This is a genomic window from Bdellovibrionota bacterium, assembly GCA_035292885.1.
In the GTDB taxonomy this organism is placed as follows: domain Bacteria; phylum Bdellovibrionota_G; class JALEGL01; order JALEGL01; family DATDPG01; genus DATDPG01.
This window is the reverse complement of record DATDPG010000109.1, coordinates 1-15,680: the sequence shown is the minus strand read 5'-3', so window position 1 is coordinate 15,680 and position 15,680 is coordinate 1. Positions and strand designations below refer to the sequence as shown.

Sequence of the window (15,680 nt, the reverse complement as noted above, 5' to 3'; positions counted from 1 at the left end):
CTTCTTTCAATCAAAGGCCATCAATACACACTCGATGTTCTAGAAGACGCACGAGAAGCTCCGGCGGCGTCGGGCGAGCCGACCTCACAACCTCTCCCGTTTGATCGCGAAATCAACTTCGATGCCGTATCTTACCGCTATCCGGACGGTTCCGGAGAAACATTGAACCAAATCTCTCTTACCATTCAGAAAGGGGAATGCGTGGGAATCGTCGGCCCTTCTGGGTCGGGAAAAACGACGATATTGAATCTCTTGCTCGGGTTCCTTCGGCCTACATCCGGCCGCATCCTCATCGATCGGACCGAGTTGACTCCCGACCGCCATGGAGCCTGGTACCGTCTGATCGGCTACGTTCAACAAGAGGTTTTTCTCCTCGAGGGGACGTTGCGCGAAAATATCGTGTTCGGAGTTCCCAGCGACCAAGTGGATATCGGCCGGTTGAACGACGTCATCCGATTGGCCAGTCTTGAAGAATTTATAGGTTCACTGCCCCAATCCGTGGATACCCCGGTGGGCGAACGGGGAGCCACTCTCTCCGTGGGACAGAAGCAACGCATCGGCATCGCCCGGGCATTGTATTCGGGAGCGCAGATCCTTATTTTCGATGAAGCGACGTCGGCGTTGGATCCCGGGACCGAAGCGGAAATCACGGAATCGATCCGCCAACTCTCTCTCGAAGGCTACACCGTCATCATTGTCGCCCATCGTGTGACGACATTGCGCCACACGCAGCGCATCATCGAACTCAAGAAGGGGGCCCTCAGCCATGAGACCACGTATGGGGCGATCTCGAGGCAGCTGTGAGGCTGGCGTACATTTGCAGCAATCCGACCTATCGGCTGGACGTACCGAGCGGATACGCAACCCATATCCGTGAACTGAGCACCGCCTTTCAAGAAATTGGAATCGACGTATCCACTCACCTCCCGCAGAAATATTCCGGTCCGGGCGTTATATCGCCGGGAGTTCGCAGCCATCGTTTGCGTGGCTTCGTGCCCACCGTGGTTTGGGAAGGTTTGAAAGACCTGCGCCGCCTCAACAGCGATCGGTCCTTCGCTCACGTTTTACGGCGCGAATTCAAATTGATCCGGCCGGATGTCGTTTACGAGCGGATCGATTACTCCGGAGGTGCGGCTTCGAGCGTCGCAAAGATTTTTCGTTCGCGCTACGTGTTGGAAATTCACGCACCGCTCGATGAAGAGGCCCGAACCCTCTCCGGCCCTCGGCCTTTTTGGCCGTGGTTCCGTCACCGAATTTGGCATGCTCTTCGAGCTGCGGATCGAATCGTCGTGGTCTCGGGCGTCATCCGTGATTGGCTCCAAAGCAACGGCGTCGAAGCCGCGAAAGTCGTTGTCATCTCCAACGGAGTCAATCTTGAGCAGTTCGATCCGAAACGAGCCGAACCTTCAAAGAATCCTCCGATGAAAAAGCCGTCCGAATTATGGATCGGCTTCGTCGGATCCGATCTCGTTTGGTATCGCTTGGAAACGTTGGTGGATGCATTTTCGAGGATTCCCCCCGAAATGAACGCCAGACTCATGATTGTCGGCCCGGCCTTCCGAAACGTCGCGCTTCGCGCACACGTGGATCAATCGAGCGCCATAGATCGGATTTATTTTTCCGGGAACGTTCCCCACACCGACGTACCGGGAGTGATCATGAATTTCGACATTTGCGTGATGCCCGCAACGACTCGATATTGCTCTCCCATCAAGCTTTTCGAATACGGCGCAATGGATAAGGCCGTCATCGTTCCGGACGAGGCTCCGGTTCGGGAAGTGGTCGAAGCGGAGAAGGAAGCCATCCTGATCCGATCCGGAGACGTGGAGCAACTGGCCGGTGCGTTGATTCGACTCGCTCGAGATCCAAAGTTACGGCAACGGCTTGGACAAAATCTCGGCCAAAGAGTGCGTTCACAATATTCTTGGATTCGCGTTGCCAAGAAGATCGCCAGCGAGGCCTTTGGTGGGCTCAAGTGAAGCTGCTTTATCTGGTCGACGAATACCCGTTCGAAACGAACGAACATTTTCCCGGGCTGGAATGTGATTATCTGTGCCGTACCTTTCAAGAAGTGCTCGTCGTTCCCACCAATTATCCGGGAGCATCGCGAACCGTTAAATACCGCCTTCCTTCCAACGCATCCGTTTCGGCGACCGCCCTCGATGAATTAGCGGAGGTTTCAAAGAGTAAGGGAACCCTCCGCACAAAATGCTCTGCAGCGAGCCTCCTTTCACTCGGAAAGGAGATCCCGTTTTGGCCGAAGAAATTTTGGAAAGACGTCGTCTCGTTCTGGGGACAAAGCGTTCTGATTCAAAGCGCATTAGTGAACAACCTAAAGATCGAGAACTTCGACGTGGTCTATTCTTTTTGGTCGGGGCCGGCGGCTTTTGCGATCAGTCGTCTTAAGAAACATTATCCGAAGACCCTATTTGTGGCACGAGCTCACGGGTACGATCTCTTTTCCGAAGCCACTGGGCGAACGAAACTACCCTTCCAACATAGCACCATTTCCGGCTTGGATTATCTTTTTCCTTGCTCGAAAGCGGGTCAAAATTATCTCCACCGAAAATTTCCGCGACATGGTTCCAAGATTTCCGCGGCGTATCTAGGCATAGACGACCCGGTCGCTCAGAGCCCCGCCTCAAGCGACGGGGTACTGCGTGTTGTCAGTTGCGCCGCTGTCCTCCCGGTAAAGAGAATGCCCTATCTCGTTGATGTACTCTCCCTGGCGCGGCGACCCATGGAGTGGACGCACTTCGGCGACGGTCCCGAGATGGCCGACGTTCGAAAGAAAACAACTCATCTTCCCCAAAATATCCGCGCCGACCTGCGCGGAAATGTGCCAAATGCAGATGTTCTCGCGCACTATCGCCAAAACCCGGTAGACCTTCTTGTAAATGTAAGCCGCTCGGAAGGCCTTCCTGTATCCATGATGGAAGCTTTTGCGTTCGGCATTCCGTGTCTAGGGACCACCGTCGGGGGCGTCCCGGAGATCATCAATAGCGCCAACGGATATCTTTTGTCGCCCACGGCTTCGGCGAAGGACATTGCCACTGTAATCGAAAGACACCCCTCGTCCTCCCCACATATGCGACGGAATGCTCGTCAAACGTATCTTGAAAAATTTCGGGCCACTGCGAATTTCGAAGCTTTCGGACGGGCGTTACATCAATTACGCCGACAAATTTGATCGACGTAAGTCATCTTTTCGATCAGAGACTCGCTCGAAGAATTCCGTTTCAAGCTCGTTGCGGCTTGGAAACGTGATTAGAACGGCGTTATGGGGCCCGTGAAAAACGAAGATATGGCCCGCGGCAACAGCCGAAGCGCCCGAACGTACGGCGGCTACGAAATCGTCCATTCCCCTAGCTCCCCCATGCGCGATTACGGGGATGTGGACTGCGCTAGCGACACGATGAATAAGCTCGACATCGTATCCTTGAAGCGTTCCCTCATGGTCCGCACGGGTGAGAATGACTTCCCCGGCTCCAAGGGATTCAACTTCTTTCGCGAACTGTTCGGGATGCCACTCCGTTTTCCTGCGTGCCCGATCGCGCATGACTCGATACCCGCCCAGAAACGTTTTCTTCACATCGATCGAGACGACAACGCTTTGCTTTCCGAATCGATCGCCGATTTGCCGGATCAAAGGTGGCCGATCAAGCGCCGATGTATTCAAGATGATTTTCTCTACTCCCAACCGCAGGATGCGCCTGGCTTGATCCACTGTATTGACTCCGCCTCCGTAAGCCAGAGGCACAAAACATTCGCTCGCTAGAGCGTCGATCATCGCAAGGTCAGGTTCTGCACCTCGCGTGCTCGCGGTAACGTCCAGCACGACGATTTCATCCACCTCTTTGTCGTTAAAAATTTTGATCGTATTGATGGGGTCCCCGACGTAAACCTCGTTGGAGAACGCCTTGGTCTTGATGAGGCGCCCCTGATCCACGAGGAGGACGGGGATCACACGGTACTCTTTCATGACCCAAATCGTTCGGCGAAGTTTTTCAAAAATGCCATTCCATACCGGTGGCTTTTCTCAGGGTGGAATTGCGCCGCAATGATGCGGCCTTGAACAATCACGGCGGGAAATGCCGCTCCATATTCGGCAAACGCTTCGACCGTGGTTTCGTCCTCTGCTTTGAGCCAGTAAGAATGCGCAAAATAATAGCGAAGAGGCGGCTCCATGTTCGCAAACAGGACGCCGGGATTCATGACGGATAAAGGACTCCAACCCATGTGCGGCACGGGAAGTTGGCCTTTCTCGCCCTCAAACCTAAATTTCACACATTCCGCACGCAGAAATCCTAACCCTTCTTCGGTACCCTCTTCGCTCTTTCGCGTCAGGAGCTGCGCTCCGAGACAAATCCCTAGAATGGGTTTGTTTCGTTCAAGAACCTCCTGGCGCAGAAGATCGATGAGCTTGTGTGTTCGTAGTTGCTGGATTCCATGATCGAAGGCGCCCACGCCGGGAAGCACAAGTTTGTCAGCTTGTTCGATCTGTTCCCGTTCGGCCGTCAAACAGGTCTCAATGCCGATCCGCCTAAACATGTTGGTCACAGCCTTTAGATTGCCCAGTCCATAATCAATGACGGCGATCATCTGGCGGCGCCCCGTTTCAAGAGGCGAGTCACGGGTCGGATCAAATCAAACAATTGTTTGTGATAACGGTAGTGAGCTTTTCGATAACTTGGGAATTGATCATGTTCGACCCGCGGTTTACGCATGATTTCGTCGAACCGTTCGTCCGTCAACCCCAGTTTCTTAAGCACAAACTCCCGGTCTGTCTTCAGCAGCTGTGCTGCGTAAGGAGGTTTAGAAAGCTCCGCCAACGCCTCCTGCCGGGTCATCTGTCCGGTACGAATCAAGGACGACAAATGAGCCTTTCGTTTATCCACGCCGAACTTCGTGGGAAGGATGTAGCCCTGATAAAAGCGCGTGAAGATCGACTCGTAATGCTTTCCTCCGTAATCGCGCCAGCCGAGTACCCTTTCGATCGTCGTTTTGGCCCGGTCTTTTTGGTAGGGAAGAAAATTCAAAAGGTCAATGAAGCGAATTCTTTTCACTACCTGATAGTAACTGCCTTTCAAGAATCCGAGCATTGGAAGGGTTTTTAATCTCTTCGTCCCGTAGCGGCGCTGAATCGCGCGGAGATTGAGTAGGTCCATCTTTTCCCAAACCCACGCCTTTGGGAGAGGCGACTCCGTTGCGAAATTGCATCCCGTAAGAACGAATCGAACGCCGATTCGGGCCGCCGTCAACATCCCGAGCGCATTGATGGCATGGTCGGTCGGAACTTCGATATCGATCACTGAGGCTTTCAAATAGGCCAAATGCAGATCACGAAATTCATCCCACTCAACAACGTGCGTATGAAGATGAAAACCCAATCGTCGACAGATATTTTCGATATTCTTGACCGCCAGCTCAGAGTTCCATCCATTATCGAAGTGAAAGACCAAGGGCCTCAATCCAAGCTCTTTGGCCATATACGCCAAATAGGTACTGTCCACGCCACCGCTGATTCCCAGAACGCAGTCATATTCCTTGCCACGACCCGCTTCGCGGATTTCTCCGACAATACGTTTGCATTCGGAACTCGCCCGGTCCGCGGTCAAAACGTGGTTTGCTTTAAGATCGTCCCATTCGCGACAGTAGGAACAGACTTGGTTCGCGTCAAACCGAATCGCGGGGTCGGCGTCGTCGTCCATCACGCATCGACTGCAGCGGTGTCGTTCGAGCGGGCCATTCAATTTCGTTTGCTCAACCCCCATCGTTCGCCTCCAGAACTTCCACGAGGCGATCCGTGATGCGATCGAGGCTAAATTGTTTTTCGTCGTACGATGGATTGAAAAGCGGCCTCCCTTTCACAAATCCTTCGAGAGCATCGAGAAGCCTGCTCTTCATGTTATGAGGTTCGCATCCCAAGCCGATTCCGAGTTGTTCGATTTCATCCATCACCTGAGACCTGCGCGCACAAAGCAAAATCGGTTTTCTCAAGGAAATATATTCAACACACTTGGTTGAGAACGCGAAATCGTAATGCTGAAAAAGGAGGCCAAAATCAGCGTCGGCCAATTCTTGAAAGATATCTTTCGTTCGGCACGACGGGAAAAATTGAATCGTTGACTCCAGCCCGAAATCTTTCACGGCTCGACGGCACGGGTCGCGATGGCGGCCGAAGAACCGAATGTCCAACCCGTCAAAGAGAGCCGGATGGCTCTGCTTGAGCTCCTTTAGGGACTGAAGAAACGGATAGAACACGTAGTCGGCCTCCGCATAAAGGTCCCCCGTCAAGATGAACCGAATCTTTCCATCGTCCTTTCTCGTTCGTCGGACGGATTGAATATCGGTTGGATCAAAGCCGTTGGGAAGAACGACGTAACGTGCGGAAGAGCCGGGATGCCGCATTTGCAAATCATTCAATAGCCAATCCGCCACGCCGAGAACGACATCGGAATGAAGCACGACGGATCCTTCCAGCTCTTGTTCGAACGTTTTCCTTCGGTTGGACAAGTAGCGGTACCCGAGAAGGAACGAGGCATCCACCCACGGGTCACGAAAATCAGCCAGGACCCGCAGGTATGGATGTCGTTTCTTGAGAAGCGTGGCGTAATAAAGAATACGAAACGGTGCGCCCGTAGCGACAACGACTCCAATATTCTCCTTGCGGATGACTTCACTCGCCTCTCTTAATACAGCGGATTTCCAAAATACCGCTCGATCATAAATGTTCCCACGTGCGATTATTCGTGCGATGCGAGCTGTTACGTGGAATCGCACCTTCAACCAAGTGGATTTGACAACGCGATCGGTTAGGGCTTCCGGAAAGTGGGGTGGAAGTTCATGCCGAACAATACCGGGTGCGTCCTTAATCTCGTCCCACCACGGTGAAATTTCAGGAAAAGGGTTTCGGGAGCAGATTACATGCACGGTGTACCCGCGAAGCGTCAATAGTTTTGCAAACTTTGCCCAACGCCGGCTCCCCACACCCGGATAAGAGGGGAAAAAATAACTTAATAAGAGAATCTTCTTGTTGGACGTGCTTGCACTCACAATGAACGCTAGTCGACACGAGTTTCCGCAGGCTTTCCACCTCTAATTTCAACCTGCTTAACGTACAGGGGGCGACGCTTAATCTCATCGAACATCACGGCGACGTATTCCGCAAGAATGGCCAGTACGACAGATTGAAAGAAACCTGTGATACCGATGAGCGTAGTAAACGTCGCCCATCCCGGAATTGCGAGATTTGTGCTTAGACGAATGATGATCGCCGTTAGCCCGACTCCAAAAAGGATTAAACCGACCGACATGGAGACGACCGATGCTATACGAAGGGGGGCGCTTGAGAAGGAAGTCAGAGCCATCCACGCCAGGCGACAAAGCCCGGGGAGTCCGATTCGGCTTTCTCCTTGAGATCTTTCGGACCGATCGTATTCCACCCAAGCGACATTTCCGCCGACCCACGCGCGAAGACCCGCAAAAAAACGTTGGCGTTCCGGCATTGCTCCGATGAAATCAAGTGTCTTGCGATCTATCAGACAAAACGTTCCGACATTGTTCGGGAAGGGGGCCCGTGAAAACTTGGTCATCAAAACATAGAAGATCCATTTTCCCAACCGAACCAGACCTTTATCCGGTTGTGATCTCCGGCGTCCGTTGACCACATTGGCGCCCTCACGCCAAGCCGCAACAAATTTCGGGATAAGTTCGGGCGGATCTTGAAGGTCGCCGTCCATGACCAGTACCGCGTCACCGATCGCCGAATCGAGACCCGCCGATAGCGCCGCCATTTGCCCAAAGTTTCGAGAAAGCTTAAGCACGCGCAGTTCCTCAAAGTCCCTCGAAGTTTCTACGAGCTTTTCATACGTCCGGTCTCGACTTCCATCTTCAATCGCAATGACTTCAAAAACCAACGAGAGTTGCCGAGACACCGTTGCGACCCGGTGAACCAGCTCTCGCACACACCCTTCTTCGTTGAAAAAAGGTATAATGATCGATAGATCGATCCGCATCCGTACAACCATAATCTAAACGAACCTTTGCACCAACAAGGTATCTAATTTGTTTGGAAAACTTTATGATACTGACGGTGGAAAGTCATCAACGGCGGATCACCGAAGGAATCCTTTTCTTGTCTGCCGCGCTCTTCGCCGGATGGGCGCTTGTCCAAGGCGAGACCAAACTCTGGGTGTACTTATTCGGAGGCCTGGCCATCACGATCACCGTATTTCGTGTCGACGAATCCATTCTGCCTGTCATTCTTTTGCTTACACTCGCTCTGGGTAGCTCCTTTCGACAAGACATTTCAGACAGCAGTTTCTACGTTCGATTTCTAGTTTTGGGGTTGGTGGCCGTTCGCGGCCTAATGCTTTTTCTGCGTTCGAACGCAAATCGCCAACCGCAGCAACAAACGGGCAGCACGCTTCTCCATTGGTTATTCTTTCTCGCCGGCGTGATCGGAACCGTGAGCTCACCGATATCCATTGACCCCGTGACCTCTCTTCAACGAGCGATATCGTTTCTCATGCTCTTTTTCATTATTTACATTTATTTTTGGTTTCGTTGTGACGCCCCCGCCGTATGCGAACGATATGCAATATCTGTTCGAAAGGGCTTCGCAATTATTCTCGCAGTCGGCTGCGTTTTGTTGATTTCGCGCGTTCCGGGGATGTACGTCGGGGGTAGACTTCGGCTCGTCATGGGGAATCCAAACCAGTTAGGACACTATTGTGCGTTTATGGCCCCTCTCCTCGTCTGGTACCTTTTTGAAAAGGCGCGGAAACAAGGACGAGTCCTGGCAATTATTCTTGCGATCGTTTCTCTATTGGCTCTCGTCCTGTCGGGTTCTCGGGGAGGCCTGCTTGCCGCCGCCGTAGGGTTATTGGTTCAATTCACGCTGTGTTACCGAAAACGACTCGGTTTTCTTCTGGCGGGTATTCTTTTCTTTGGATCGATCCACTTGCTGTTTATCAAAGACACAGAAAATGATTACCAAGCGAACGAATCATTTTTTCAGGACACCGTGATTCGAAAGGAGACACTTGAATCCGGAAGCGGCCGAAAGGAAGTCTGGAAGGCGTCGCACCGCTTAATTGAGAAACGTCCATATTTTGGATACGGATTTGGAGTCGTCGATCGGCTGTTCCAAAAGGGCTATTTCCCCATCATTCGTGAATTTCAAGGGGGCCATGTCCACAATAGCTACCTCGAAGAATTACTGAATATGGGATGGCTCGGTGCGTTTCCTCTTTTTGGATCCCTACTGTATGTCCTCATTATTGGAGTTGCGCACGTCATTAATCCCGGGCTTTCCACGGCGAACTATCGGTTCACGGTAGCTCTCTTCTCGGTTTTTCTCGTGGGTCTTGTGTCGAGCTCAGTGGAGAGTTGGTTCACTTCCGTCGGAAGCGTCTTCTGTTTTCCCTTTTGGTTGGCGTGCGCCCTGTTCCTAAAGATGGCCCGGCAATACAACGACTGGAGGCCTGCCATCGCGTCCTAGTATCAACGCCTTGTTTCTTTTCTTTTAAGATGCATACCGAACCCGAAAAATCGACCCACTCCGTCCACACTTCCAAGATCTTTCAAGTGTTGGGAACAGGCCTATTTCTCCTATGGGTTTCGGCCACAATCTGCTTGGGAGGTGTCGCGGCCCCCTTCGAGCGAATCTATCCGCTCCTGGCGTCCCTGCTTACTCTGGTTGTCCTTATTATTGCGGCTTCCCACGAACATCGAAATGCGCCCGAGAAACCTCCCTTCCTGACCTTCCTCGTCGGGTTATGGCTTGGGATCGTTCTGCTCGGCGTTTTCCAGTGTGTCTCGCTTCCTTCCTCATTGCTCAGGATCTTATCTCCGCTGGCTCACCACCTTACTTTCGCTCAATTAAATATTTTGGAAATACGTCCTCGCCCCAACGGCTACCCGGTCTCGCTCGATACCCCTTCAACTCTGGGAGCCCTTCTGGACCTTCTCACGTTCTCGCTCGTGCTCACGGCGTCTTGCGTCTTGATGCGCCTCCCCGAGGTTCGGCGGCGCCTGGCAAATTGGATCTGTGCGTTCGCCGCCGCCGTTGCATTCTTTGGTTTGGTGCATCGTTTCTCCGGATCCCAGAAGATGTTCTGGTTCTTGGAACGTGGCTGGACCTTTTTCGGACCGTACGTCAACGCGAACCACGCCGGAGCGTTATTCTGCGCGTCCGCCGCGTTGGGCGTCGGCTTGTTGTCTCTGGCGACGTCCAAGAGCTATCGGATTTCTCTCGTCCTATGTGTTTCGTTGTTGTCTCTCGGCCTTTTTTTCACAGGCTCGCGGGCGGCGGTCGCGGCATTGGGCGGAACTCTTCTTGTTCATTTCGCCATAAACCAGCCGCGGGAAGGAGTGCGATGGGCCAGGGGTTTTTACGTCGGGTTCGCCCTGTCGGTCGCCACACTCACGGCGCTGATCTGGAAAGCTCCTTCGTTTGCCCGTCTCACCTCGACACCGGAAAAACTTATAGCGGGCACCGAACTTCGAATCGAATTCTGGAAAACGGCCGCGCGCCTTTGGCTTCACTCTCCGCTGGCCGGCGTCGGTTTCGGCGCGTTTTCCCGTGTCTCCTCCATCGGGGCCGCGAATACCAGTTGGGTGCACGCGGAACACGTGGAAAACGATTATCTGGAAGCTCTCGCTTCCGGGGGCTTGATCGGCTTCGCGTGTCTGACCGCGCTTCTTTTCTTCTTGATCTGCTCCATGGTTGGAACGGTCCGCGCCAAAAAGCCGGGATCCGTGAATCCGGCTTTTGCTCTGGGGACGTCGGCCCTTCTTCTGAATTCAATGTTTGTTTTCAACGCTCCGCTCCCGGCCCATCAAATCCTCCTCGCCGTGCTCGTCGGCGGAACCCTCGCTACACGCCGTTATGATCTTGCGGGGATTCGCTGGTTCCGGTTCGCTCTCGCCGCAATTTGCGTCGCCGGCATAGCGGCAGGCGCATACCGAATCCTTCCGGGCATGCCCAAGGGGAGAGAGTCGGTCGCGGCCATCGCGCCCTCATCGGTGGCGTCTCTCACGCTGACCGACCGCTATGCGTTGGCGCACCTGCAAATCGCAGAGGCGGAGTCGATCCTTGAGTCCGACCCGATCGATGCCAATGCCCTGTTCACCTTGGCCCAGGCTGAAGCTTGGTTGGGCCATCCGGACCGGGCTAAGATCGGCTATACGGCCGCCGTGTCGCTGGCTCCCTGGCTTCTTTTCCCCCGAGTCGAATCGTTGCGCGCGATGATACCCGTACTGCCGAGTTCGGAATCACTTCCGTTGATCACGACCATGGCCGAAAACCCCGGCCCTCTCCCATCGTCCGTGGTCGCCAGGTTTCGTTTGGAAGCGGCGCTTCTTTCCTTCAGGCAGGGAGACAAGAGCAAGACATCGGACCATTTAAACGTGGCGGAGGGCCTTACTCCCGGAGATTGGCATGTCGCGCTCTTTCGGGCCATCCTCGAACCCAAGCCTGCCGAACAGATCGAAAAGTCTTGGGCGGAAGCGCAAAAACGGGCGATTGACGGGGAAGATTGGGACCGGGATTTTTTCCGAATTCTCCCGATCGTTTCGGATCGAATCGATCTTTCTCAAGCGGTCAACCGAATCGGTGCGCGGCGAAGGGATGTCGGGACTTTCTTACTACGGCTCAAGGAAGCCGGATTTCGCCGTACTCCCATGACCATCCGGCTCGACGACAACCTACCCTCTCCGCGTTTGAGGCCGAACAGTCCGATCACGGCGTCGAACACCACCTGGATTACACCCGCGGGAAGCCTGGAGACTCCTGAGATTCTCGACGTCCAGGTTCGGCGAGTGCAAACGACCTTGGATGCATATTTGTTGCCGGTTCACATTGAACTCAAGCCAAGTTCAATTTCGTTTCGTATCCAGGTGAAATCCTTCCGACCGCTCTCAAGACAGATGATTGTCCAAGCGGGCGAACGCCTGTTCTTGACGCCGAAGGAAGCTCGTAACCTTGGCGATGGCATGTGGGAGGTTGCTTTTCCATTCGTACGAAATTCGTTGCCGGTTTCAACGCATCCCTCGCCCCCCGTCATCACCGGCGTGGGGTTCACCCCTCTCGAGAAGGACGGCCGCTATGCAATTGGACCGATTGAAGTTTTTGTAGATCCGGCGCGTTGATGTACGACGGACATCGTCTTTCACCCCTGTGGATATTGGGACCTCCCAAGATGACCGAGATCCTTCGTTTCACCTTGATTTCCCGCCTGCATCGGGCGGGCGCGTCGGGCCGAAATTGGTTTGAAACACAAACGACGTGCCATTTTTGGCGGACAAACCGCCGGACTCGGGACACTAGATTTTTCCGTAGTTGTTTTTTAGACCAGACTATAGTTTACATCGAAGTATTTTAGAGTTATATCTAAAATAGGACTATGGAGCCGAGGCGAATCACATCTCTGGTGGAGGGAGATCTCAAGAAAAAGATGGTACTTGTGGCCGGGCCGAGGCAGTGCGGCAAGACCACGATGGCCGAGTCCATTCTCAAGAATTGGAGCGGGGCCTATTACACCTGGGATCTGGATGCCCATCGCAAGATTCTCCGCCATTCCCAAATGGACGCAGCATCCAAGCTCTGGGTCTTCGACGAACTTCATAAATTTCGGAATTGGAGAAACTGGCTCAAGGGGCAGTTCGACGTTCACCGTTCCAAGCACGCCTTCCTCGTTACAGGAAGCGCACGCCTGGATGTATATAGCCGGGGCGGGGACTCGCTCCAGGGGCGTTACTTTTTCTACCGGCTTCATCCGTTTACGCTCTCCGAATTGCTCAAGACGAAGCTCCCCAAGACGCTGGAAGATATGGTGCAAATGTCTACCGATCCGGGAGGCAGAGGCCAAAAAACGCTCGCCGACCTTTTGGCGCTCGGCGGTTTCCCGGAACCTTTCTTTTCGGGGAGCGAGGAAACGGCCGCACGGTGGCGGCTCGGCCACGGTACGCGACTGATTCGCGAAGAAATCCGTGATCTCGAAAACCTTCGGGATCTGGATCGGTTGGAATTGCTCTACGATCGTTTGCCCGCCGTGGTCGGATCGGTCCTTTCGATTAACAGCCTGAAGGAGGATCTAGAGGTGGCCTTTGAGACCGCGCGCCACTGGCTGGAAATCTTCGACCGCCTCTACGCCTCGTTTCGTCTTCCGCCGCTGGGGGCGCCGAGAATCAAAGCGGTCAAAAAGGAACGAAAACTTTACCTTTGGGACTGGCCGCGCGTGGAATCCGAAGGGGCCCGTTTTGAAAACCTGGTTGCGTTTCACCTGCTGAGGCTGGTTCACTGGTGCGAGGACGTGCGGGGGGAAAAAATGGAGCTTCGGTACTTCCGGGATACGTTGGGCCGTGAAGTCGATTTTGTTCTCGTTCGAAAGGGAAAGCCGTGGATGGCCGTTGAAGTGAAGCATCGCGAACAGTCGCTCGATCCGAACCTCAAATATCTCCTGGAGCGGGTCGCGATCCCGTATGCTTTTCAAATCAGCCTGCACGGATCCAATGATTGGCGGCCGGCGGATATTTGCGGCTGTCAAATTCGAATTCTCCCTGCCGCCCGATTTCTTGCGAATTTGCCCTGAGAACCTGGCGTAGGTTCCGAATTCCCCGAGAAACAAGTTTTCGAACATTCACCGAGGAAGTCCGAAGCCGCTATGCGATTGGACCGATTGAAGTTTTTGTAGATCCGGCGCGTTAGATGGCACGTGGAATTTGGACTTTAGTGATTGACCAAATTTGGATAACAGCTATTATCCAAATGTGGACCCCCGATTTGCTCCGCACAATACCCACTGGGAACAGCCCGATTCCTTTGAGTCGCTGGACCCGAATTTGCGGCGATTAAGGACGCTGCCGCTGGTCTTTCATTCTCCGCTCCTCCGAGAACTACCGACACGTACGCCGGGAATATACTCCGTCACCGGAGGGCGGCAGGTTGGAAAGACAACGTTTCTCAAACAGTGGATGCTCCAATTGCTCCGATCAAAACAGAATCCGAAGACCCTCTGTTTTCTCACCGGCGAGCTGATCGATGATCACCACGTTCTTGTGCGCCTCATCCAACAGATTACCGAACAGATGCCGTCCGATGAACCTCGATTCCTGATTTTGGATGAAGTCACATATATCCGTGACTGGGATAAGGGGATCAAATACCTGGCCGATGCGGGGCTGCTCGCGAACACCCTATTATTCCTCACGGGCTCGGATCTCGCTCTGCTCCGCGACGCGAGAAAGCGTTTTCCAGGCAGGCGCGGCACGGCCTCCCGCGTTGATTTTCATCTCTATCCCCTATCCTTTCGGGACGTCGTAGTCCTCAAAACAGGGGGAGCGGAAAAGGAGAACCCGGCGGCGCTCCTTTCCCAGTGGCGGGAATACTTGATCCACGGCGGTTTCTTGCCCGCAATCAACGATTTCACGGCACACCGCCTGATTTCACCCGCGACTCTTCTGACTTATTCCGATTGGATCCGTGGAGATGCACTTAAACACGGGAAGTCCGAGCATTACTTGCGGGAGATTCTTCAAGGAATCCAAAAACGGTATGGAGCTCAGATCACCTGGCAAAGTCTTTCAAAGGACCTCTCCATCGACCACCATCAAACGGTCGCGGACTATGTGCATCTCTTGGAGAATATGGACGTACTGTTCGTTCAGTACGCACTTCTCGAAGACAAGTTGACCGCCGCTCCCAAGAAGGCAAGAAAGGTCATCTTCAACGATCCATTTATTTTTCACGCTGTCGCGCATTGGCTGAATCCGTCCACCGAACCCTACCGATCCCAGATATTACGGGCGGTCGACGATGCGGAGAGTGCTTCAAAGCTCACCGAGGCGGCTGTCGTCTGCCACTACCAGCGAATGTTCCCTACGTACTACATCAAGGCGGAACGAGAGGTCGACATCGCTTACGTGCGGCACGGGCGCTTCTATCCCGTCGAGGTGAAGTGGACCGAGCAGATCCGACCGGAGGAACTCAAGCAGATCCGAAAGTATCGAAATCCATTGGTCATCGGCAAAATGATCGCTCAGACGAAGATCCACGGTTTACCCTATGAATCTTTGCCCCTCCATCTGTTCAAGACGATTGAAGTTTTTGTGGATCCGGCGCGTTAATGTACGATGGCGTCGACGGTGTATAAGATCCCACTCTCCAGGCCCGATCATCCGGACGATCCGGAAGCGCTGCTCGCGACGCTCCGGGAAATCGTGATGTCCGGCCGCTGGACCGAAGGGGAATTCGCTCTCTCCTTCGAGCGACGTGTCGCGGAACTGTGCGGATCGGTCTATGCCGTCGCCACGAATTCCGGAACTTCGGCACTCGAGAGCATTTGTGCGGCGGTGGGTCTGGAGCCCGAATCGGAAGTCATCTGCCCGTCCTACACGTTCATCGCGACCGTCAACGCCGTGATGTCGAGCGGAGCCACGCCCGTCTTCGCGGACATACATCCGAAAACGTACAACCTCGATTTGAATGATGTCGCCGCCAAATTAACAAAAAAAACGCGGGCGATCGTGCTGGTTCATCAATTTGGAATTCCCGCGGACGGCCGGGCGTTTTTGAATTTCTGCCGTGAGCAGAATCTGATCCTCATTGAAGACGGAGCCTGCGGCCTGGGATCGAAATATGACGGCCGATCGTTGGGAACTTTCGGTATGGCGGG

The 15,680-nt window shown here is 53.8% G+C and carries 13 protein-coding genes; 8 read left to right on the top strand and 5 right to left on the bottom strand.

Translation table 11 applies throughout. From position 1 onward, the window contains the following. The 3 genes from VI895_08755 to VI895_08745 all read left to right on the top strand — a co-directional run. On the top strand, positions 1 to 804 hold an 804-nt coding region (locus tag VI895_08755), incomplete at its 5' end, for an ABC transporter ATP-binding protein (GenBank protein ID HLG19886.1). After that, positions 801 to 1,979 carry a glycosyltransferase family 4 protein gene (locus tag VI895_08750; GenBank protein ID HLG19885.1) on the top strand — a complete coding sequence of 393 codons (1,179 nt, stop codon included), beginning with the start codon at positions 801 to 803 and terminating at the stop codon, positions 1,977 to 1,979. The genes VI895_08755 and VI895_08750, both read left to right, overlap by 4 nt. Beyond that, positions 1,976 to 3,190: a glycosyltransferase gene (locus tag VI895_08745; protein ID HLG19884.1), complete on the top strand. Its 1,215-nt coding sequence runs from the start codon at positions 1,976 to 1,978 to the stop codon at positions 3,188 to 3,190. The genes VI895_08750 and VI895_08745 overlap by 4 nt, the downstream gene beginning before the upstream one ends. On the opposite strand, the gene VI895_08740 is transcribed toward VI895_08745, so the two are convergent. The 5 genes from VI895_08740 to VI895_08720 are packed head-to-tail and all read right to left on the bottom strand — an operon-like array spanning position 3,173 to position 8,018. Then, positions 3,173 to 3,982, bottom strand: a complete 810-nt coding sequence (locus VI895_08740; GenBank protein HLG19883.1) for an AglZ/HisF2 family acetamidino modification protein — start codon at positions 3,980 to 3,982, stop codon at positions 3,173 to 3,175. The two genes, VI895_08745 and VI895_08740, sit on opposite strands and share 18 nt — an antisense overlap. Continuing rightward, positions 3,979 to 4,602 (bottom strand): imidazole glycerol phosphate synthase subunit HisH, encoded by a 624-nt coding sequence (gene hisH / locus VI895_08735; protein ID HLG19882.1) that lies wholly within the window; start codon positions 4,600 to 4,602, stop codon positions 3,979 to 3,981. Before hisH ends, VI895_08740 begins: the two co-directional genes overlap by 4 nt. Beyond that, positions 4,599 to 5,774 carry an N-acetyl sugar amidotransferase gene (locus VI895_08730; protein HLG19881.1) on the bottom strand — a complete coding sequence of 392 codons (1,176 nt, stop codon included), beginning with the start codon at positions 5,772 to 5,774 and terminating at the stop codon, positions 4,599 to 4,601. Before VI895_08730 ends, hisH begins: the two co-directional genes overlap by 4 nt. Further along, positions 5,764 to 7,056, bottom strand: coding sequence for a hypothetical protein (locus tag VI895_08725; protein HLG19880.1), 1,293 nt, complete (start codon positions 7,054 to 7,056; stop codon positions 5,764 to 5,766). Before VI895_08725 ends, VI895_08730 begins: the two co-directional genes overlap by 11 nt. Before the next feature lie 8 nt (positions 7,057 to 7,064). Beyond that, positions 7,065 to 8,018 carry a glycosyltransferase family 2 protein gene (locus VI895_08720; protein HLG19879.1) on the bottom strand — a complete coding sequence of 318 codons (954 nt, stop codon included), beginning with the start codon at positions 8,016 to 8,018 and terminating at the stop codon, positions 7,065 to 7,067. 65 nt (positions 8,019 to 8,083) lie between these two features. Here VI895_08720 and VI895_08715 point away from each other — a divergent pair, with 65 nt between their 5' ends. The 5 genes from VI895_08715 to VI895_08695 form a co-directional block, all read left to right on the top strand. Next, positions 8,084 to 9,505, top strand: a complete 1,422-nt coding sequence (locus tag VI895_08715) for an O-antigen ligase family protein (protein HLG19878.1) — start codon at positions 8,084 to 8,086, stop codon at positions 9,503 to 9,505. An 86-nt stretch (positions 9,506 to 9,591) separates the two neighbouring features. Continuing rightward, on the top strand, positions 9,592 to 12,156 hold the full coding sequence (locus VI895_08710) for an O-antigen ligase family protein (protein ID HLG19877.1): 2,565 nt from the start codon (positions 9,592 to 9,594) through the stop codon (positions 12,154 to 12,156). Positions 12,157 to 12,410: 254 nt separating this feature from the next. Continuing rightward, positions 12,411 to 13,598, top strand: coding sequence for an AAA family ATPase (locus VI895_08705; protein ID HLG19876.1), 1,188 nt, complete (start codon positions 12,411 to 12,413; stop codon positions 13,596 to 13,598). Positions 13,599 to 13,776: 178 nt separating this feature from the next. Beyond that, positions 13,777 to 15,132 carry an ATP-binding protein gene (locus VI895_08700; protein ID HLG19875.1) on the top strand — a complete coding sequence of 452 codons (1,356 nt, stop codon included), beginning with the start codon at positions 13,777 to 13,779 and terminating at the stop codon, positions 15,130 to 15,132. Between the two features lie 6 nt (positions 15,133 to 15,138). Beyond that, the coding region (locus VI895_08695) for an aminotransferase class I/II-fold pyridoxal phosphate-dependent enzyme (GenBank protein HLG19874.1) at positions 15,139 to 15,680 on the top strand (542 nt) is incomplete at its 3' end.